Source organism: Nostoc sp. UHCC 0251 (assembly GCF_034932245.1).
Taxonomy (GTDB): Bacteria; Cyanobacteriota; Cyanobacteriia; order Cyanobacteriales; family Nostocaceae; genus Nostoc.
On record NZ_JAYGHD010000060.1, the window covers coordinates 1 to 21,832 of the forward strand.

7 protein-coding genes and 3 pseudogenes are annotated in these 21,832 nt (G+C 41.2%); 7 read left to right on the forward strand and 3 right to left on the reverse strand.

What is annotated here, in order from left to right; all coding sequences use genetic code 11:
* The 3 genes from VB740_RS09885 to VB740_RS09895 all read right to left on the reverse strand — a co-directional run.
* Positions 1-9,098 (reverse strand): non-ribosomal peptide synthetase (locus VB740_RS09885; protein ID WP_323199852.1); only part of this gene is annotated, 9,098 nt, incomplete at its 3' end.
* A gap of 2 nt (positions 9,099-9,100) precedes the next feature.
* Positions 9,101-13,582 (reverse strand): amino acid adenylation domain-containing protein, encoded by a 4,482-nt coding sequence (locus tag VB740_RS09890; RefSeq protein WP_323199853.1) that lies wholly within the window; start codon positions 13,580-13,582, stop codon positions 9,101-9,103.
* 464 nt (positions 13,583-14,046) lie between these two features.
* Positions 14,047-14,205, reverse strand: coding sequence for a hypothetical protein (locus VB740_RS09895; protein WP_323199854.1), 159 nt, complete (start codon positions 14,203-14,205; stop codon positions 14,047-14,049).
* Between the two features lie 124 nt (positions 14,206-14,329).
* On the opposite strand from VB740_RS09895, the pseudogene VB740_RS09900 reads away from it, so the two are divergent.
* From VB740_RS09900 to VB740_RS09930, 7 genes and pseudogenes are all read left to right on the forward strand, one after another.
* Positions 14,330-14,566: pseudogene (locus VB740_RS09900) on the forward strand (winged helix-turn-helix domain-containing protein); the annotation flags it as partial.
* Positions 14,567-15,555: 989 nt separating this feature from the next.
* Complete coding sequence (locus VB740_RS09905) at positions 15,556-16,716, forward strand: AAA-like domain-containing protein (RefSeq protein ID WP_323199855.1); 1,161 nt, start codon at positions 15,556-15,558, stop codon at positions 16,714-16,716.
* 578 nt (positions 16,717-17,294) lie between these two features.
* Entirely contained in the window at positions 17,295-18,710 is a 1,416-nt protein-coding gene (locus tag VB740_RS09910; protein WP_323199856.1) for an AAA-like domain-containing protein, read from the forward strand.
* Positions 18,711-18,967: 257 nt separating this feature from the next.
* Positions 18,968-19,561 (forward strand): EF-hand domain-containing protein, encoded by a 594-nt coding sequence (locus tag VB740_RS09915; protein WP_323199857.1) that lies wholly within the window; start codon positions 18,968-18,970, stop codon positions 19,559-19,561.
* Between the two features lie 531 nt (positions 19,562-20,092).
* On the forward strand, positions 20,093-20,509 hold the full coding sequence (locus VB740_RS09920) for a cupin domain-containing protein (protein WP_323199858.1): 417 nt from the start codon (positions 20,093-20,095) through the stop codon (positions 20,507-20,509).
* 170 nt (positions 20,510-20,679) lie between these two features.
* Positions 20,680-20,769, forward strand: a pseudogene (locus VB740_RS09925) (IS5/IS1182 family transposase); the annotation flags it as partial.
* A 221-nt stretch (positions 20,770-20,990) separates the two neighbouring features.
* Positions 20,991-21,832: pseudogene (locus tag VB740_RS09930) on the forward strand (mechanosensitive ion channel family protein); the annotation flags it as partial.

A 21,832-nucleotide genomic window follows, 5' to 3' on the forward strand; every position in this document is an offset into this window, starting at 1 on the left:
AGTTCTCCTGGTACACCCACAGGCACTGGTTGCAGATACTCGTCTAAGATGTAGACTTGGGTGTTAGCAATTGGACGCCCAATACTCGGCGACATCTGTTGCCCAGTAGCAAATACTACCCCAGAAGTTGTGACAACAGTATTCTCTGTTGGTCCATAATTATTTATTACTTGGAACGGCACTGACACTGATGCATACTGATGAAGCTTATCCCCTCCTATCAGCATGTAACGGATAGCTAATCTTTCCGTTGTCCATTCCAATGACAATAACTCCTGTGCTACTGGTGTTGGCACAAAACTGATAGTAATCTGCTGCGATCTCAACCAGTCTTGTAGATTTACTGGTGAGGTCACTAGTTCAGATTTGACTAAATAAATACTTGCTCCTGCCGTCAGGTAAGGCCATAATTCCCATACCGCAGCGTCAAATCCTGTTCCTGCCAGTTGGGTAGCTTTGTCTGATGAAGTGATTTTAAAAGTATGTTGATGCCAGAACACCAAATTTAGTAATCCTTGATGGGCAATCAGCACTCCTTTGGGTTGACCTGTAGAACCGGAGGTATAAATCACATAAGCCAAATTAGTTGCTTGTGCTTCAGTGATTAGATTATCCTGACTTGACTGAGAAATAAGCTGCCAGTCAGTATCTAAACAAACCTTGTACTGAGCAGAGCCGAAGTGAAGTTTTGCTTGATGTTGGGGCAGTCTGTCAAGGAGTTTCTGCTGAGTCAGCAACACTGAAACTTGAGCATCTTCTAACATAAAGTGCAACCGCTCAGTCGGATACTCAGGGTCAAGTGGTACATAAGCCCCACCCGCTTTAAGAATACCTAGTAATCCCACCACCATTTCTATTGAGCGTTCCACACAAATGCCCACCAGCACATCTGCGGTTACTCCCAAAGACTTGAGGTAGTGTGCCAACTGGTTAGCACGACTATTCAACTCCTGGTATGTAAGTTGTTGGTCTTCATACACAACTGCCACAGCATCAGGTGTACGCTGAACCTGCTCCTCAAACAACTGATGGATACACTTATCTAGCGGATAATCTACCTGAGTATCAGTCCACTCTACTAATAGTTGATGTTGCTCAAATTCTGTTAACAGTGGCAGTTGAGAAATTCGCTCCTCTGGGTTAGCAATAATACCTTCAAGTAATGTCAGAAAATGACCCGTCATTCGCTCAATGGTGGATGCATCAAACAAATCAGTGTTGTATTCCCACACCCCCACCAGTCCAGTGGCAGTTTTTTCCATTGCCAAGGTTAGATCAAACTTGGTAGTTGTACTTTTTACCACCAGTGGACTGACAGTTAACCCAGTCAACTCCAATTGTTGAGATATAGGAGCATTTTGGAGGACAAACATCACTTGGAACAGTGGTGTGTGACTGAGATCCCGTTCTGGCTGCAATGCTTCTACTAGCATTTCAAAAGGCAAATTCTGATGAGAGTATGCATCCATCGCCATTTCACGAACACGACCTAGTAATTCGCTAAAGCTAGGATTGCCTGCCAAATTGGTACGCATAACTAAGGTGTTCAGAAAAAAGCCAATTAACCCTTCTATCTCACTGCGATCGCGGTTGGCAATTGGCGAACCCACCAAAATGTCTTCTGTACCTGTGTAGCGGTAAAGTAAGGTATCAAACGCTGCCAACAGCGTCATAAAGAGGGTACAACCTTGTTGCTGGCTTAGTTGCACAAGTTTATCAGTTAGCTTCTTCGAGAGGGCAAACTGTTGATATGCTCCTGCAAAAGTCTGCATAGATTGTCTAGGTCGGTCAGTTGGTAGTGACAACAAAGCTGGTGCGTTTGCCAGTTGTTGTTGCCAGTAACTCAATTGACTTTGTAAGACATCTCCTTGCAACCAATTTCGCTGCCAAATTGCAAAATCTGCGTACTGTATCGGCAGTGGTGTTAAAGGAGACGGCTCACCTTGAGAATAAGTAGTGTACAGCCCTGCTAGTTCTTGAACAAACACACCCATTGACCAACCATCACTGACTATGTGATGCATACATACTAATAAGGCGTGTTCTGTCTCAGACAGCACTAATAATGTTGCTCTAACTAATGCTTCAGTTGCTAAGTCAAAGGGTTGTTGCGCTAATTGCTGTGTTAATATTTCTTGCTCGCTTGTTGTCAGATATTTGCAGTCAACAACTGATAGTGTCCAATTCGCCTCTGTTTGAATGATTTGAGAAGGTTTTCCATCAACGATGACAAAGTTGGTGCGTAACGCTTCGTGGCGAAGAATAATTTCTTGCAAGCTCTGTTGTAGCGCAGTTTGATCAAGAGTTCCGACTAGACGCAAAGCTATGGGTAAGTTGTAGAAGGCGCTGTTCGGGTTTAATTTGTCTAAAAACCATAGCCGTGTTTGGGCATAAGACAGTGGTAATTCTGCATTCTTTGCCCTTGGTAAGATGAGTGATGATGTTAGTTTTAAATCCTGTTGCTGTAACTGTTGAATGTTGTGGGACAATTCAGCAACGGTTGGTGCAGCAAATAAGCTACGCAATGGTAGTTCTACTTTCAAGCTGGTACGCACGCGGGAGATGAGTTGCGTTGCTAGTAACGAGTGTCCTCCAAGTTCAAAGAAGTTATCATGTATACCCACTTGCTCTACTTTCAGAACTTGCGCCCAAATTAGCGACAGGATTTCTTCGATTGGGTTACGTGGGGCAACATATTTGTCCAATAATTGGCTGTGTAAATCAGGTACGGGCAATGCGCGGCGGTCTAGTTTACCGTTGGGGGTAAGCGGTAAAGCTTCTAAGATAACGATCGCACTTGGCGCCATATATTCTGGTAACTTTTCCTTTAAGAAGTTACGCACAAAGCTGACTGTGAGTTTCTGCCCTTCTTGAGGCACAATGTAAGCCACTAGGCGTTTGTTCCCAGGAATATCTTCGCGGGCGATCGCACAAGATGCTTGCACATCAAGTTGGCTCAGTACTGCTTCAATTTCTCCCAACTCGATGCGGAAACCCCGAATTTTCACCTGATTGTCAATACGCCCCAAGTATTCAATATTGCCATCATTTAAATAGCGTGCTAAATCCCCTGTTTTGTAAAGTCGGGGACTGGGGATTGGGGATTGGGAATTAGGAAGAATTTCTGCTCGTCTGCTCGTCTGCTCGTCTGCTCCCCTGCTTCGAGCGAAGGGGTTGGGAATAAATTTTTCTTGTGTTAACTCTGGTCGGTTGAAGTAGCCTTGGGCTAAAAGGACACCAGCAATGTACAATTCTCCTGGTACACCAACGGGTACAGGCTGTAAGAACCTGTCCAGAATGTAAATTTGCGCGTTGGCAATGGGACGACCAACGGGAGGAAGTAGAGGCCAAGTCTCCACTGAATTAGCCAGAGTAAAACTAGTGGCTAAATGGCTCTCTGATGGCCCATAGTGATTGTGCAATGTACAATCAGTTAGTTTGCTTAACCATTGGGAAATAGCGGGAGTAATCTGCAACTGTTCCCCAGCAGTAATTATTTCCCGCAAATGACTATTAACTAATTCACCACCAATAGCAACTTCAGCTAGTTGCTGTAAGGCAACAAAGGGGAGAAACATTCTCTCAATTGCTTTTTGTTGGAGAAAACCTAACAAAGCTGATGTATCTTTGCGTAATTCCTCCCCAATTAAGAACAATGTGCCTCCAGAACACCAGGTAGTGAATATTTCTTGGAAGGAGACATCAAAGCTAATAGAAGCAAATTGTAGGGTTTTTGCTCCACGAGAAATTTTCAGATTTTCCTGATGCCACAAGATTAGATTGCTAAGGGCAAGCTGATTCATAGCTATACCTTTAGGTTGACCTGTAGAACCAGAAGTATAAATTATATAAGCTAAGTTATTTGCTTGTACGTCGGAGATGAGATTGTCCTGACCCGATTGGGAAATCAGTTTAGCGTCAGTATCCAAACAAACAAGCTGTGCTTGATGCTGGGGCAATCTGTCAAGAATTGACTGCTGGGTTAGCAATACTGAAACTTGAGCATCTTCTAAAATAAAGCTCAAGCGATCGCTGGGATATTCTGGGTCAAGTGGCACATAAGCAGCACCCGCTTTGAGAATCCCCAATAATCCTATGACCATCTCTAAAGAACGCTCTACACATAAACCAACCAGGGCATCAGACCCTACACCCAAAGACCGCAAGTAGTGCGCCAACTGGTTAGCGCGGTAGTTTAATTCATAGTAAGTCAGTTGTTGATCTTCAAATACAACTGCGATCGCATCGGGTGTACTATCCACCTGTTCCTCAAACAACTGATGGATGCACAAATCCTGTGGATAATCCGCTCCTGTATCGTTCCACTCGACAAGTAACTTTTGTTGTTCTGGTTGTGTCAGCAGTGGTAATTGGGAAATTCGCTCCTCTGGGTTAGCAATAATACCTTCAAGCAATGTCACAAAATGACCAGTCATTCGCTCAATGGTACTAGCATCAAACAAATCAGTGTTGTACTCCCACACCCCTACTAGCCCAGTGACAGTGTTCTGCATTATTAAGGTTAAATCAAACCTTGAAGTTGTACCTTTTATTGGCAATGAACTGATAGTTAACCCAGTTAGTTCTAATCCAGATGTGGGTGCATTCTGGAGGACAAACATTACTTGAAACAATGGTGAATGGCTAAGATCCCGTTCTGGCTGCAATGCTTCTACCAGCATTTCAAAAGGCAAATGCTGATGAGAATATGCCTCCATTGCTATTTCGCGAACACGACTGAGTAATTCGCTAAAACTGGGGTTGCCTGATAAATCAGTACGCATGACTAGAGTATTGACGAAAAAGCCAATTAACCCTTCTATCTCACTGCGATCGCGGTTAGCAATTGGCGAACCCACCAGAATGTCTTCTGTATCTGTGTAGCGGTAAAGCAGGGTATCAAACGCTGCCAACAGCGTCATGAACAGAGTCACCCCTTGCTCTTGGCTGAGTTTTGCCAGCTTACCAGTTAGTTCTTCAGAAAGTGCAAACTCTTGATGTGTTCCTTGGTAAGTTTGCACAGCCGGTCTTGGTCGGTCTGTGGGTAGCGACAATAAGGTTGGAGCCGAAGCCAATTTTTGTTGCCAATAACTCAATTGGCTTTGTAGTACTTCTCCTTGCAACCACTGTCTTTGCCACAGTGCAAAATCTGCATATTGAATCGGCAGTGGTGCTAATAGTGACGGCTGACCTTGAGAATAAGCATTGTACAGTGCTGCTAGTTCTTGGAGAAACAGACCAATTGACCAGCCATCAGAGACTATGTGGTGTATACACATTAACAGTATGTGTTCTGTCTCGGATAGCACTACTAATGTTGCTCTTACCAATGCTTGTGTTGCTAACTCAAAGGGTTGAATAGCTTGTTGTTGCACTAATTGCTGTGAAGCTATTTTTTGTTCAGTTGTAGATAAATGCTTCAAATCAACAACTGATACTGTCCAATTCGTTTCTGTTTGAATGATTTGTGTTGCCTGTCCATCAACCGTAATGAAATTAGTACGTAACGCTTCGTGGCGATGAATAATTTCTTGAAAGCTTTGTTCTAATGCGGCAACTTCCACAGTTCCTGCTAAACGCAAGGCTATGGACATGTTGTAGAAGGGACTGTTTGGCTCGAATTGGTCTAAAAACCACAGACGCTGTTGAGCATAAGACAGTGCTAATTGTACATTCTCCGCCCTTGGTAAGATAGGTGGTGCAGACAGTTCTAAGTCTTGTTGCTGTAATTGTTCAATTTCTCGTGCTAATTCGGCTAGTGTGGCGGCGGCAAACAACTCTCGCAATGGTAGTTCCACTTTGAAAATGTTGCGGATGCGTGAAACTAATTGTGTTGCTAATAGTGAGTGTCCCCCAAGTTCAAAGAAGTTATCGTGTATGCCTACCTGTGGCAGTTGCAGTACTTGTGACCAAGTTTGCGCCAGTATTTCTTCAATTGGAGTACGTGGGGCTACATATTTATCTTTGATTTCGCTGTATAAATCCGGTGCGGGTAAAGCGCGACGGTCTACTTTGCCGTTAGAAGTGAGTGGCATTGATTCCAATATTACAAAAGCACTTGGCACCATGTAGTCTGGTAGCTTTGCTTTCAGGAATTGCCGCAGTTCATTGGTTGTGGGTTTAGAGTGCTGATGCGGCACTATATAGGCGACTAAGCGTTTATCTCCCGTCGTATCTTCGCGGGCAATAACACAAGATGCCTGCACCTCCTCATATTGGTTCAGTAATACCTCAATTTCTCCCAATTCGATGCGGAAACCACGTATTTTTACTTGGTTATCAATTCGTCCGATGTATTCAATTGTGCCATCTGAGAAATAACGCGCTAAATCTCCAGTTTTATATAATTTTGAATTGTCAAAGGGGTTGGAAATGAATTTTTCTTTTGTCAACTCTGGACGGTTGAGATAGCCTCTTGCTAATCCTGCACCACCAATATGCAATTCTCCGGCTACACCTACAGGAACTGGTTGCAGATGCTCGTCTAAAATGTAAATTTGTGTGTTGGCGATCGCACGACCAATCGGTACTGTCCTAAGATTGCCATTTGGAAAGCATTGCCAGTAGGTGACATCTATTGCCGCTTCTGTTGGCCCGTAGAGATTGTGCAATTCGCAGTCTAACCGAGCAAAAAAGCGTTCTTGAAGTTCTACAGGTAATGCTTCACCACTACATATAACTCGTTTCAAGCTACGGCAATTTTCCAGACTTGGTTCTTCTAAGAAGACCTGGAGCATAGAAGGGACAAAATGCACATGAGTAACCTGCTGCTGTAAAATTAGGTTAACCAAGTAAGCACTATCTTTATGTCCTCCTGGTTTAGCCACAACTAAACGCGCTCCAGTGATTAATGGCCAGAAGAACTCCCAAACTGAAACGTCGAAGCTAAAAGGAGTTTTCTGTAAAATGCAATCTACTGCTGTTAATTGATAAGCTTGTTGCATCCACAGCAGGCGATTGCAAATCCCCAAGTGCGTGTTCATTGCTCCTTTGGGCTTGCCAGTGGAACCGGATGTGTAAATCACATAAGCCAAGTTACTATCTTGCAGAGTAGTAATTGGATTATCCTGACTTGACTGAGAAATAAATTGCCAGTCAGTATCTAAATATACAACCTGGGCTTGATGCTGAGGTAACTTTTCTTTGAGTTGCTGTTGTGTCAGTAGCACTTTCACTTGAGCATCTTCTAGCATATAGCTCAAGCGATCGCTAGGATAGTCTGGGTCAAGTGGTAGGTATGCTCCACCTGCTTTAAGAATCCCTAGCAGTCCTACTACCATCAAGAGCGATCGCTCTACACAAATACCGACTAGCACATCTGCTCCCACTCCCAAAGACTGCAAGTAATGTGCTAACTTATTTGCGCGACAATTTAACTGCTGGTAAGTCAGTTGTTGGTTTTCAAACACCACCGCTACAGCATCGGGTGTACGCGCTACTTGCTCCTCAAACAACTGATGGAGACATTTATCAAGGGGATAATTGACTTGAGTGTTGTTCCACTCCACCAGCAATTGATGACGTTCTGCGATCGCCAACAGTGGTAATTCTGCAATTGGCGCTTTGGGATTGGCAACAATTGCTTTGAGTAAAGTTTGAAAATGTTGGGCTAGGCGAGTAATTGTAGCCGCATCAAATAAATCAGCACTGTAACTCCAAACACCCTCAAGACCGGATGAATCTTCCAAGTAGTCCACTTCCAGGTCAAACTTGACCATTTCATCAACTGGCAAGGACATATTCTGGATAGTTAAACCTGGCAAATCCCCAAAAGACAGTGGAGCGTTCTGAAGGGCAAACATCACCTGTACTAGAGGATTATGACTCAAATCTCTCTCTGGCTGTAGCTTTTCCACCAACATCTCAAAAGGTAAGTCTTGGTGGGTGTATGCTGACAAGGTTGTTTGCCGCACTTGCGCTAAAAAGTCAGCAAAGCTGGGGTTGCCAGAGAGATCACCCCTTAATACTAAGGTATTAGCAAAAAACCCCATAAGCTGCTCGACGCTCTTGTTGTTGCGGTTAGCAATTGGGGAGCCAACAACAATATCTAACTGACCACTGTAACGAGAGAGCAAAACTAAAAAAGCTGCCAGTAAAGTCATAAACAACGTTGCGTCTGACTCTTGGCTCAACTGTTTGAGGCGTTGTGTGAGGTCGCGATCAAGTTTAAAACGCTCAACTCCACCTCGGAAGCTCTGAACTGGGGGACGTGGGCGATCGCTAGGCAGTTCTAGTACCGAAGGTATATTGGCTAACTGTTTTTGCCAGTAAGCTAATTGGCGATCGCGCACTTCACCTGTGAGCCACTGGCGTTGCCAAAAGGCAAAGTCAGCGTATTGAATGGATAATTCAGGTAGTGGGTTGGGCAATCCTTGAGTGAAAGCTGCATAAGCTAGTGATAATTCACTAAAGAAGATGTTCAAAGACCAGCCATCATAAATAATGTGGTGCATCTTTAACAGCAGTACATACTTCTGGTTACTCAGTTGGAGTAAAGTGAATTGTACTAATGGCCCAACAGCCAGATCGAAGGGCTGGGATGCTTGAGAATTGGCCAATTGCCGAATCCGGTCAGTTTGTTCGCAATCTGACAATCCTTGCAAATCATAGACTGGCAAAGTTAAGGCAGTAGGAGAAGCAATTACCTGGACAGGTTTTCCGTCTATTGCGGGAAAAGTTGTTCTTAATATCTCGTGGCGACGAATGAGTTCACTTAGACTCTGCGAGAGCGCAACTATATTCAGCAAGCCATCTAGCCGCAGAATCAGTAGCATATTATAAGAGCGACTGTCGGGCGAGAGCTGGTGCAAAAACCAGAGTCGTTGCTGTGCAAAAGATAGCGGTAGCTCACCGTCCCTTGGCACTGGTTGAATCGACAACTGATGAGCAGCTTTAACCTGCTTTGCTTGCTGCAAGAATAGAATAATTTCTGTTTTACGAGCAGCTATTTTCTGACGCAGCGTTGGAGTTAATACCCCTTCAGGTGCATGACAACGCAAGCGAACCTCTTCCAGAGGCGCTCCGCTAACGCTATCAGTCTCTAGTTCAATACTCAAGCTTGTCAGGTGACGAACGAATTCAACAATGCTGTTAGTCATGTTCAAAACTCTACTACCTCGCTACTTACTTCTTTAATTGATAATTGTGTTACCAAATTCACTACTTCTATGTAGGCTGCTATCCCAGCTACTGTGGGAGACTCAAACATCGTCTGTATAGATAAATCGAGTCCAAAAGTTGAGTTGATCTCTGAGAGGACTTGAGTAGCTAGTAGAGAATGACCACCTAGTTCAAAGAAATTGTCATTAATGCCAATGCGTGCAACTCCTAAGACTTGACTCCACATTTGAGTGATTTGAGCTTCAATTGGGGTGCGAGGTAAAACAAAGCCAGTAGAAAGATTTCTCGTAGCTGTATCAGGTGAAGGCAGGGAGCGGCGATCTACCTTGCCGTTTGGTGTCAGGGGTAGAGCATCAAGGAGGACAAAAGCACTTGGCATCATGTAATCAGGTAGCTTTTGTTGGAGATATTCACGCACCTGTGGCACCAGTTTCTGAACCAACTTGCCGTGTAGCGGATTGTTAGTGTAGTCAGTCCAAGGTTTAGTAGTGAATTCCTTTGTATCCCAAAAAGCGCTCGTCCTATCTACTTTGTGGCGGCAGAACACCACATCGAATGAACCATCTTGACTACTCTGCCACCAACTGAGGTGGACACTATAACCGAGTTGCTGCCCCAACTGGTAAATCTGCTCTGGATTGACCCCAACTGTTGGCTGTTGTGCTAATAGTTGGCGTAGTTGTCCCACTGTTTCGACATCAGGGGAATTTTCCAGCCATTGCCAAATCTGTAGTGCTTGCTGCACCCGTTGATTAGGTACACCCCTAATTCCTAACAATTCTGGCTGTTGTTGCAGTTGATGTTGAATTTGTGTAAATGAAAGCTTGTCTAATTGCCAGTTTAACCAAGGAACGGTAATTGCTTGAACATCAGCACCAACATGGAGGGTGACGTCATAGCGGAATTGGGTTAGCTCATTTTGAGCGTAACCGCGTTTGGGCTGAATCTCCACCCAAGTAATTTGGGGAAAACGTTGTTTGAGAGCAATGAAGAAACTAGGATCGATGAGCAATTCTTCTTCGGCGGTGACACTAGAGTGTACCATTCGCTGCCATTGCTCAATACTTCTTTCTTGAGGGGCTTGAGACAACTGCACTGAGGCATGGAATGGCTCCAACAGAGGCAAGGAGCGGACATCCCCGACGAATAGGGTACCTTGAGCGCCAATTGACGCGATCGCGCCATCAAGAACCTGCAACAGATACTCCACACTGGGGAAGTATTGCACTACTGAGTTGACAACTACAGTATTGAACTTTCCTTTGGGGATGTCTGCAAAGTTATCCGCCATTTGGTGCAGCAACCGCACATTATCTAGACCTGCCACCGTTTTACATACCTGCTCAACGTGCTGTATGACGGCGCTGGAATAATCGCATCCCCAATACTCTTGGCAGTTCGGAGCAACGCGAGATAGCAGTAATCCTGTTCCACAACCAATTTCTAATACTCGCTGCGGTGACATCGATAGGATGTGGCCAACTGTATTCTCAACCCATTCCTGCATTTCCCAATCCGGGATAGGTTGTTTGGTATAACTACTGTTCCAACCACTAATATTGAACGTTACGTCATCTGCGGATGCTTGAGGTTGCCCATAAGCTTGTTCATAAAGCCTTTGCCAGTCACTAACATACTCGCTCTGCCATTGAGCAAGCTGCTGGGGTAATACTTTATTTTTCAAAGCAGGTACTAAGTAAGCTACCAGACTTGTACTGAGCGGAGCCGAAGTACGTTTCTCACCAGTGTTATCAACTCTGGCAACGACGACACCTTCTTGTACAAAGGGGTGTTGAGTCAAAATGCCTTCAATTTCCCCTAACTCGATCCGGAAACCTCGGATTTTCACCTGATTATCGATGCGTCCCAGGTATTCGATGTTGGCATCTGGTAGATAACGTGCCAAGTCCCCTGTTTTGTAAAGTCGGGAATGCAGCTCATCACTAAAGGGATTAGAGATGAATTTCTCGTTGGTCAACTCTGGTCGGTTGAGATAACCTCGTGCTAAACCCGCACCACCGATGTGCAATTCTCCTGGTACACCAATTGGCACTGGCTGTAAATGCGAGTCTAAGATGTAGATTTGTGTGTTGGCAATTGGACGACCAATGGTAACTTTCTCGTCTTCAAGAGTGCATTTTGCAATTGTGGCGCAGACGCTAGCTTCTGTCGGCCCGTAAGCGTTAAAGAAGTTTCTCCCAACAGACCATTGTTTTATCAGTTCAGCTGAACTTGCTTCACCGGCAACAATAATTGTTTGCAGTGCTTTTAGTTCTTCATCTGGCAGGACTGCCAATGCTGATGGTGGTAGGGTGACATGAGTAATGCTATGGTCGCGTAATCGCTCAATTAACGGCATACCTGGCATTAGAGAGTCTTTTGTTCCTAAATAAAGTGTTGCTCCCGATCCCAAAGCCATGATGACTTCCCAAATAGAAGCATCAAAATTGAAGGAGGCAAACTGGAGAACACGACTAGAAGAATCTACACCAAAAGTTTGAATCTGAGCTTGAGCTAAGTTGCACAATCCCTTATGCTCAACCATCACCCCTTTGGGTTTACCTGTGGAACCGCTCGTGTAAATCACATTTGCTAGATGAGAAGCCGTGACTTCAATAGTCAGATTCTCCTGGTTGTTGTCGCCAATTTGTGACCAGATTTCATCTATAAATACCAGCTTTGCTTGATTTGGGGGTAGTTTATCTAAGAGTTGCTTTTGGGTCAGCAGTACCGGAACTTGAGTATCTTCCAGTATATAGCTCAGACGCTCAGTAGGATATTCTGGGTCAAGTGGTACATACGCTCCACCCGCCTTGAGAATCGCCAACAGAGCGATCGCTATTAATAGCGATCGCTCCACACACAACCCTACTAGTACATCTGCTCCCACGCCCAAAGACCGCAAGTAATGCGCCAATTGATTAGCTTGAGTGTTCAACTGGTGGTAGGTAAGTTGTTCATTTTCAAACACCACTGCTACTGCATCGGGGGTACGCGCTACCTGCTCCTCAAACAACTGATGAATACACTTATCTTGAGGATAATCGACCTGAGTATCGTTCCACTCCACCAACAATTGATGATACTCTGTTGGACTCAACAGTGGTAATTGTGAAATCCTCTGCTGTGGGTTAGCAACAATACCTTCAAGCAAGGTCACAAAATGTCCTGCCATGCGCGCGATCGTCGTCGCCTCAAACAAGTCAGGATTGTATTGCCAGCACAGTTGCAACACTCCCTGAGCTTCCATCACCATTAGATTCAGATCCAAGTCGGCACCACGTTGATGTCCGAGCAAATATGGCTCCATTTGAAGCACTCGTTCTCGACTGTGCAATGAATTCTCTGTTGGTTCACACCAACGTTGTCGTTGCCAAGTAAAGCTAACTTGACACAAAGGAGAACGACTGGGATCTCGCTGTGGCTGGAGTTGTTCTGCTAACAGAGAAAAAGGATAATCTTGATGTTTTTGGGCTGCTTTTACGGTATTGCTTACTTGAGCTAGAAATTCTGTAAATGTGGCGTTTCCCTGTACAAAAGTTCGTAAAACCGTCAGGTTAACAAAGTAGCCGACAATCTTTTTAAAATCTCCACCCCACCGACCTCTCATCGGGCTTCCTATCAGGATGTCTTTTTGATTGGTATAGCGGTAAAGTTGCACGTAAAATGCTGTGAGCAGAATCTGATAAAGGGTTGTTCCAGAGGCTTGAGCTAGATACCGAAGTTTTTGAATTAACTCTTCATCTAGCTTTAAAATATGTGCTGTTCCTTGATAAGTCTGTACAGTTGGGCGAGGTTTATCTGCGAGTAAATTCAAAATTGGTAATTCGCCAGCTAACTGTTCTCGCCAGTATTGCCTCTGTTCTTCTCCCCTGGAACTCGATAGCATTTGTGACTGCCAGCGGACAAACTCTAGATAAGATTTATTATTGGTCAAAAAATCTGCGGCGGCCTCTGTCTGCTCTTGACTAACTTGCTCAATTTCATTAGCATACAAAGCTTGAAATTCACTCAGCAGTATATCAAAAGACCACATATCACCTGCAATGTGGTGCATTGTGAGCAAGAGAATGTGTTCTTTTGCTGAACAAGTAAACAAATTAACTCTCAAAACTGAATCTTTTTCTAAGTTAAAAGGGCAGTCAGTTATAGCAAATATTTTCTCTTGTAAGTAATCTTCACTCCAATTGCTGGCATCTATTACCTCAAAATTAAATTTATCTTGTTGATTAATTTGCTGAAGGGGTTTTCCTTCATGACTGGTATATGTGGTTCGTAGAATAGAATGGTGTTCAATAATCTTTTCCCATACACGATTGGCAGCAACAATATTTAAATAAGAATTAATTTTTACGGTAGTGAACATATTATAGACAACGCTCTTTGGATCAATTTGGTATATAAACCACATTGCTTGTTGACCAAAAGAGAGTGGGTAACTTGTTTTTATAATTTTATCCATTAAAACCCCTTAAAATCCTGACAATCTTTAGTTATAAAAATACAAATAATGCACAAATAGAGTCTTTCCTATAGAAAAAACTACGGAAACGTTCTCTGGCAGGAGGCAGAAAGGCGAGATTGCGACGAGTAGAAGACAAGCTATTTTTCATATTGCTCTATATTCAAGTGTTGTCCTACTTTTGATGTCGCAGGGGTGTTGTTTGACCTACACCGCAGTCGGGCACATCGTTAGATGCTAATACAATCTTACTGTTAATTAAAATTATTAATTTTTAAGCAACATTATAATTTATTTTTAATGATTGAATAAATATATTCAGATAGATAATCCCAGTTTTTTAAAAAAGATGCAAGACCAGTTAAGACATTTAAGAAGATATTTAAGAAAATAGTTAAGAAATTTAGGAAAGTTAAGAAAGTTAAGCACGTATATATTTAAAAAATATATAGGCCTTATGTGAATTAAGCCACAGGATGTTGTTCAAAAGTAAGGACATCAATGCCTAAACGCTTCATTCTTCGACTGGCACAGCACCCATAATCAGGACTGCCAGTAAAATCACTTTGACCTTTGTCGCGTTTGTAGCCAACTACTCCTACTGGTTTTGTATCTAACAACAAGGTGTGCTCAAATATTACTCCTAAGTTTCGAACCTAAAAACGTCTTAGTTTTTCGAGCATTCCCTCCAAGCGTCTGGCTCAACGTTAGAATTGGCTTTGGTTTAACAATTCATTTCGGGAATAGGAAGGAAGTGTTGGGCTATTAAGCCCAGAGCAGCGTTCATCCATAATAGAATAGCTGTTAACAAAAAATAGATGAGCTTTGAACGAGCTAGAGTTTGAGATTAGCCGCAAATATGGGGTTACTTTCTCCTCAAAGCAAAGCTACTATGATTTATTTAATGAACCACGTATCAGTTGTCAGAAAACTCAAGTTCACAACCCAAAATATGATGAGGAATTAGTTGCTTCAAAAAAAAGATTGGCTTAACTAAATACTATTCGTTTAAGCTCTTTGGGCATTATAAACAAGGATATATCAAGGGTTTGAGCCTACTTTTTTCCTTAACCAAGCAGTATTCCTGTCTTAACTATCTCAAGAATTTACTTAAATGTCTTAACTTTCCTTGACTTTTATTTTTAGCTAAGAGAGGATAAGTCCGCAAATAATAAGCTGCCACGCATCTAGTTTTTTAGCTGCCTCTAGACCATAGAAGGGTTTTAGACCCAAAATTATACAATTTAAATGCGCGACAGCTTATAGTGATTAAGTTTGGCACTATCTCTTGAGCGATTGCTCTTTAGTTATCTAAAAATATATAATTTTTCTTCAAAAATTTGCTTTTTTCAGAGAATAATTTAGCTGTCATTTTCCACTACACGTCTGCTGTGAAAAATTATGAACTATGTTGACTTGCAGTCTTGTTTGCATTCCCAATAAGTAGATGGACTTAATGAAGTATAAAACACTCTTTTACTGGCTATGGCAGCTATAATGCCCATCTTACAAAAACAATTAGCCTCTTGTGGCCTAGGTATCTCACCTACCCTATCTTCACTTTATTTATGTACATCTACTTATCCCGAACTCAGGTTATTTATTAACCAAGACAAGTTGAGTGATGAATTATATATATATTGCGATCAGCTACGCTGGGCGGTTACGCCATCGCTAAAAATGTCAACCTAATTTATCAAAGTTCAATTCAAAAACGTAACTAAAAGGAAGTAAACGTAGTGATTTATAAAGCTAAATATATAGCATAAAGGTTAGAAATAAACTATTCCCTTAGAGTGATGAAATAGTGCGATCGCTATAAGATTATCCAAGTAAATACAAGGTGGTTAAACCTTAAGTAATAGCAAAAATAATGAAAACAAAAGTTAAAATCTATCAGAATATTGTTGCGTTTAAATATAGTATCGATTATAAAAACACAAGTATCGCTATTGATAGTAATTGACTTGATTATGAGATATCAGGTCGGTGGTAGCCTGAAATATGATGACTCTACATATATTGTCCGCCAAGCAGACGAACAACTTTATACTGGATTAAAAACAGGAAATTTCTGTTATGTCTTCAACTGCCACCAAACAGGTCAATCATCTTTACTACACCGGACTATTCATCGCTTAAAAAAAGAAAATTATATATGCATTTATCTAAATTCATTTTTATTAGGTACTAATCAAATTACACCTACACAATGGTATAAAGGTATTATTTTCAGCCTGTTTCACAAGTTAAATCTAACAGAGCAAATCAACTTTGAAAGTTGGTGGGAGCAACAATCAGAGCTTGATCCTGTACAACGACTGTATCAATTTGTTGAACAGGTGTTGCTGAGAGAAGTTCAAAATAATCGTATTTTCATCTTTATCGATAATATTAATAGTCTGCTGAGTTTGAATTTCCCGATCAACGATTTTTTTATCTGGATTCGTTACTGTTATGAGCAGCAAGCACACAACCCAAGTTTTCAACGCTTGGGTTTCGCTTTGTTTGGTGTAGCCAGTCCATCTAGCCTAATTGTTGATCGACATCGAACTCCCTTTAACATTGGTCAAGCAATTAAGTTATCTGACTTTCAATTACATGAAGCTATGCCCCTACTTGAAGGTTTAGAAGAAGTAGTCAGCCACCCACAGGCAATATTGGCGTATATTATTCATTGGACAAGAGGACAGCCGTTTCTCACGCAAAAGCTTTGTCACTTAGTTGTGCAAGTTGCCTTAGAAAGTTATAAGGTACCGATTGCCATACCGAACGGTGCTGAAGGATATTGGGTAGAACAATTGGTGCGATCGCGCATTATTCAACATTGGGAATTCCAAGATCAACCTGAACATCTCCGTACCATAAGAGATCGCTTACTTTTTGATGAACGCAAAGCAGGAAAGTTATTAAACATTTATCAACAAGTGTTACAAGTAGAGGAGCTAAGGAATAGCAACCCGATAGATAACTTGATACTAGCCGATAATAGTGAAGAACAGACGCAACTGTTGCTATCTGGTTTGGTGGAAAATTATAACGGTTATCTAAGAGTTAAAAATCCGATTTACCGGAGTGTTTTCACTCCTCAATGGGTATCAAGACAGTTAGAAAATCTTCCCTTTTATTGGTAGAAGCTAGTAATCAAAATACATCTGTTAGGCAATTTCTGCATTGCTTATCTGATAAATAAGTATAAAATTCTATTAAATTAGACACTAATCACTCGTATATATTTGGACTTTTCTTATGCATAATTTCTGCCGATTTTTCAACCAAGTCGTGATTACAGACAGTTTCACAACTATTAATACTTGGTATTTAGAGTTCTACTAAAGGGATAATATTTTTGCAACACACCAACAAAAGTCATAACTTATACAAGTTATAACTATTACATGATTTAAACACATTTGTACAAATTCAGGTAAAGACAAGGACTTAATTTCTTCGGAGAGTTTTGCAAGACAACTATCAAAACACTGAGTGGAAAAGTAGGAAAAGTGGGAAAAGTAGGATAAATATATAATTTATGTCAGCGTTTACTATCAAGCTAGTATAATGTAACTTGGTTTATTAGAGTTCCAATAGATTTAAAAAAAAATGAAATAAGAGTGTATCAAAAATTGCTACATCAAATTTCAGTTTCAGTAGGCAGATAGAAAAATTTATTGCTTGTGACACTCATTTATAATAAATACCTGGAGTAGCAATGTATAAAACTAAACGCACACGAGGAGTTATACTAACATCCACAGGAATTAAACGGTTACAATCAGCAATTCTTTCTGCGGAGATAGTAGAAAATAAAGGTGAACACTTGAGTTTAGAAGAAATAAGTTCGCGCATTAATGTTTCTACTAGAACTTTGAGTAAATTATGGTCTTTAAGTGAAAGTGTAGATCAAAAAACTATAAAACTCTGCTTTAGCGCTTTTAATCTAGAATTACACAACGAAGATTACACCATAGTCAACAAAGCAAATGAGACTGAAACATCTGAATTATTGTCTATTGCAAATGTAGAAAAAGATTTATCTCAAGGTTCCGAATTAACCACATTTGTCGAAGAACATCATACACAAACTGAACAGATAGAAAATCTTTGGTCATACCCGGATGGCCCCGTACCTTTAGATTCTCACTTTTATATTGAACGTCCTCCACTAGAGAGAAAGGTTTATCGAGAAGTAACTACTAGTGGCTGCGTGATTCGGATTAGATCCCCCAAACAGATGGGTAAAAGTTCTCTTGTGTTGCGGCTTTGTGCCTTTGCACAGAAACAAGGATATCATACTGTGAATCTGAATTGCTACCAATTCGATAGTGAGTGTCTAACTGATTTAAATAAACTGTTGCGTCGTCTTTGCTGGAAAATTGCAATAGGGTTAGGTATTGACCCCAACCTCAAGGAAAAGTGGAATGAACAAATTGGCTACAACTTGAGTAGTGGCTTTTATTTAGAAAACTATTTGCTCGAACAATGTCAAAGCCCAGTGGTTTTAGTGTTGAATGAAATTGACCGTTTTTTTGAATATCCTCACATTTGTCAAGATTTTTTTGCTTTGTTGCGGTCATGGTGTGAGGAAGCACGACACAATCCCAACTGGCAAAAGCTGAGGTTAGTAATGGTTTACTCAACCGAAGACTATATCTCTATGGATATTAACCTCTCTCCTTTTAATATTGGTCTACCTATTCGTCTGAATGATTTTACTCAACCACAAGTAGAAGATTTAGCTAGGCAGTATAGTTTAGATTCATTTAAAGCTAAAGATTTTGCCCAACTAATGTCACTAGTAGGGGGACATCCAGCACTAATTCAGATTAGTTTGTACTATCTTAGGTCTAAAGAAATGACCCTGCAAGAAATAATAGAGGAAGCGATCGCTAATGGTGGCATCTACCGCGATCATTTATGGCGACACTGGCTCAAACTGCAAGAAAATCCTAGACTCGCAAAGACTTATGCTGAAATTCTGGCAGCAAAGCAAGGTATTTCTCTTAATCCTATTGACACTTATAAGCTTGAAGGTTTGGGATTAATTCGCTTTGAAGGCGATCGCGTCTTACCCCGCTACGGACTCTACCAAACCTATTTTGCAAAACAGCTATCCACAATTGTTTGATCAAGCAACTATAAGGCACTTATTCAATATCAAGTACTTGGCACTGCAACTAGCGGTTACGATTGATTTTATATTTTTTCGTAACTGTCCTTGCCTTTAAATAAAATTTAATTTGATATTTATTCTTAACTTTCTTAACTTTCTTAACTGTCCTTGTTTTAAAAAAAATATTGTGAAATACTCTCAAATAAGTTCATCCGCGCGGAATAGTTGAACAGCAAAGTTGATACAACATTTCATATATACGGAGATTAAATATGCCTCTTGTTGAAACTCAAGATTTGTTGGATCGAAAATTCGATGTTTGTTTTACTCATGCTGATGTAAACGGTAACGGCGTTCTAGAACAAGCCGATGTACTCGCTCTCGCCGCTCGTGTTGCTACTTATCTCGGCGAACCTATGGGCAGTCCCAAAACACAGAAACTGTTCCAAACGTTTGAACACTTTTGGACTGATGTACAAGCCAAGATGGATGTTGATAACGATGGCCAAGTGACTCCGGAGGAATGGCGCAATGGCTTAAAGTCCTACGCCAAAGATTTAGAAGCCTATAAAGCAGCCTTCTATCCCCTCGCAAAAGCGATTTTCACAATCTGCGATCGAGACGACAACGGTTTCCTCGAACAAAGTGAGTTCGCCAAATTCCACCAAGCTTTTGGCTGTAAGTCGGCGAACAGCCAGCTAGCTTTCCAGAAGCTCGACAGCAACGGCGACGGACAGCTTACGGTCGATGAACTCCTGATTGCGTGGCAGGAATACTACACCAGTAGCGACCAAAACGCGGGAGGCAACTGGCTGTACGGCGACGTTTGGGACAATACGGTGGTTGTCGGCAGCAAGACAAGATGACCTACTCAAGCGTCGTTGCCAGACTGACGCCACTCAAGCTTAGGTAGTGCAACGATTCACAAAAAATTCTGCCATATAGCTGAAAATCTTTACCTGAAGAGGTTTTCAGCTTTTAGATATAGGGTACTTATTGGTTATGAATCAACATTGCCTAGTTTGAGCCAATTTAGACAATGTTTAATAGACTTGTCGCTTAATAAAGCCCTAAATAGCTCAAAACCTTATACAGCATAGGTTTTAGCGACAAAAGACCGAAATTATTGAAATGTTCACTGTGACTGGCTTTCATCGCTTTTTTAGCTTATTTGGCGACAACTCTAATAACTATTCTGTGCAATCATCAGGGTTTTGGGCATTTCTCTGATGAGGTATCAGCTTCACTTTTAGGCAATGAATAACTAGAATATCGCTCCTAAATAAATATTTTTTTAACTGTCTTAACTGTCCTTGTATTCTTATTTAGAGTCTGAGATGTTAAGAAGTCTAACGACTAATTTCTTTTGAATAGTATAGTCTTTAGGGTGATAGTTTATGAATTCTGAAATTTTAGATACTTGCATCTCACAGCAAGTGAGTAGTGTTGTAGTTGTTCAGGAGCCAGAAAGAATTTGTGATACAGATCATGGCTATGTTCGAGGCTGGGGTGTAACTGAAGAAACTGTCGGATCGAAGCACCTTAGTATGGCTCACGGCATAATTCCTCCAGGAGCAGGTGCAACCCCACACTACCATCCTTTTGAGACTGCGATATACATTATTACGGGAACGTGCAGAGTTTTGCTAGGTGTTGAGAATGATACATTTGTAGATATCAAAGCAGGCGATTTTCTCTATATTAAAACTGGTGTCGTGCATTGTCCGGTTAATTGCGGGCAGGAAGTGATGGAATATATCGTTGCCCGAAGTTCGCCACAAGAAATTTGTCTTTATCCTGACCAAAAATGTTGAAGCTGAATATTATCACGCCTTAGTCGATATTGCTTCACTTTGAGGTAGCTGTCGTCAGTTTCACTCAAGCACAAAATCCGCCTGGCTTATGTATTTGATTACCGTAAGCCTAACAAACCGAGTTATGCTGTCTTATTCTCGACAAATATCAACCAATCAGCAGACGAAATTTATCGTTTCTACATCGAAATCGTCACCGACGTTTTGGGTTAAGGTCAAATTTAATTGCAGCAATTTATAATCACGAATTAGCTCTATAAATCATATAAAAAATCAAATTCATCAAGCTCTTATATCCTGAAAAAAGCCCCTGTTAAGGCTTCCTTTTATCATCAAAGCTAACTTACGCGACCAGTACCGTAAGTTGATTGTGATTTTCTCAGTTAGTAGACTATTTAACTAATTTTTCTGGGCTAACATATCCCCTTGTTCTTAAATAACACGGGGATGTAACTACTTTTTCAGATATTTTTACTCCATAATGAACATACTAATTATCCTTGGTGAAGTCATATTTTTAATAGTCGTTTTTTGTCTATTGAACTTGCCGATTGGTATCATATTCAAGCAGGTTACTAAATTCCCTTGGCTTCAATCAAGAACTGCAAATATCACTTTCCTGCGCCGCAGTATCAGCAAAATTTTAATTTTAATTTGTGTGATTATGTGTCTGGCGCTGGTTGGTGTAAATGGAATGGTGATTTATCGAGGTGGAAACATTCAGGAATTTCAACTTAATCTAATTCGTAGTCTTCCTAGCCAATTTTGGATCAATTTTTTTACGGCAAGCTTCAAAAGCGTGAGTTTGCTATTGCTAGTTAAATTTAGCATTCCACCCTTAAAGCGGGGTATAGATTGGGTCTGTGATTACGCAAAGAGAGCCGATCAAATAAAAGCCAATGATGACAGTATTGAGGCTTTCTTTAAAGTATTAAAAAGAATTATTATTCATACCCTTTGGATATCTTCTTTTATCATCTGTGTTAAATTTCTCTACATCCCAGAAGTTGTTCCCAAATATCTTTACATAGCTTTAAAAATATACATTATTATCTCAATTGGTTTACTCATTATTAAAGCTGTTGCTACCATTGTTCATACTCTTGATGCACTGAGTCTTCAATACTCCAATTCTGACAATCTACTGCGTTTATACGAGCGTTTACGCCACTTAATTCCCCTCTTTAAAAAATCTTTGGAATACGTCCTCTATGTTGGCATAGTAAATCTTGTTGTTCCAGAAATAGAACCTATCGCTTGGATAAGTGCTTATACCCCTAGAATTGTGCAGATTATTGGGGTTTATTTTATTAGCAATGTTTT